The sequence below is a fragment of the Qipengyuania atrilutea genome, assembly GCF_013370205.1.
In the GTDB taxonomy this organism is placed as follows: Bacteria; Pseudomonadota; Alphaproteobacteria; order Sphingomonadales; family Sphingomonadaceae; genus Actirhodobacter; species Actirhodobacter atriluteus.
On the sequence record NZ_JABWGV010000014.1, the window covers coordinates 1 to 1,487 of the forward strand.

The window sequence follows — 1,487 nt, forward strand, 5'->3', positions numbered from 1 at the left end:
GATCACTTCATTGCCGGGGGAGCAGGCGGCGGCTCGGCCCGCACGCACGATATCTGGAACCCTTCGACCGGCGAAGTCCAGGCGCAGGTTCCGCTCGGCGATGCGGCGCTGCTCGATAAAGCGGTCGAGGCGGCGAAGAAGGTGCAGCCCGAGTGGGCGGCAACCAATCCGCAGCGCCGGGCGCGCGTGATGTTCGAGTTCAAGCGGCTGGTCGAGAACGAGAAGCAGGCGCTGGCTGAACTTCTGTCGAGCGAGCACGGCAAGGTCGTGGACGACGCGCATGGCGACGTACAGCGCGGGCTAGAGGTGATCGAATATGCTTGCGGCATTCCGCAGGCACTCAAAGGTGAGTACACACAGGGCGCGGGGCCGGGGATCGACGTCTATTCGATGCGCCAGCCGCTCGGCATCGGGGCCGGCATCACGCCGTTCAACTTCCCTGCGATGATTCCGATGTGGATGTTCGGCATGGCAGTCGCGGTCGGCAATGCCTTTATCCTCAAGCCCTCGGAGCGAGATCCATCCGTACCGGTCCGTTTGGCCGAACTGTTCGTCGAAGCCGGCGCGCCGGAAGGGCTGCTGCAAGTGGTGCATGGCGACAAGGAGATGGTCGACGCAATCCTCGATCATCAGGATATCGCAGCGGTCAGCTTCGTCGGCTCGTCCGACATTGCCCATTATGTCTACAAGCGCGGCGTCGCCGCCGGCAAACGCGTACAGGCGATGGGCGGCGCGAAGAACCACGGCATCGTCATGCCGGATGCCGATCTCGACCAGGTTGTGAATGACCTAGCCGGTGCCGCCTTCGGCTCCGCGGGAGAGCGATGCATGGCCTTGCCCGTCGTTGTGCCGGTGGGTGAGGACACGGCCACCCGTTTGCGCGAGAAGCTCATTCCCGCGATCAACGCCCTGCGTGTCGGTGTCGCTACCGATAAGGATGCGCATTACGGACCGGTTGTGACGCCGGAGCACAAGAAGCGCATCGAGCAGTGGATCGACACTGCCGAGAAGGAAGGCGCCGAGGTCGTAATCGACGGGCGCGGCTTCTCGCTTCAGGGACACGAAGATGGCTTCTTCGTCGGCCCGACCCTGCTCGACCATGTGACGCCGAAGATGGAGAGCTACCAAGAGGAAATTTTCGGGCCGGTGCTTCAGATCGTGCGCGCGAAGGACTTCGAGGAAGCGGTGCGCCTACCGAGCGAGCATCAGTACGGCAACGGCGTCGCTATCTTCACGCGCAACGGTCATGCCGCACGCGAGTTCGCGCACCGGGTGAACGTTGGGATGGTCGGGATCAACGTGCCGATCCCGGTACCCGTCAGCTATCACAGCTTCGGCGGATGGAAGCGCTCCGGCTTCGGCGATACCGACCAGTACGGGCAGGAAGGCCTCAAGTTCTGGACCAAGGCGAAGAAAGTCACGCAGCGCTGGCCGGACGGTACTGCGGATGCGGACAACAAGGATGCCTTCATCATTCCGACGATGGG

The 1,487-nt window shown here is 63.3% G+C and carries 1 protein-coding gene; it reads left to right on the top strand.

Going from position 1 to position 1,487, the window contains the following annotated elements; translation table 11 throughout:
* Positions 1-1,487 (top strand): CoA-acylating methylmalonate-semialdehyde dehydrogenase (locus HUV48_RS14155; protein WP_217906843.1); only part of this gene is annotated, 1,487 nt, incomplete at both ends.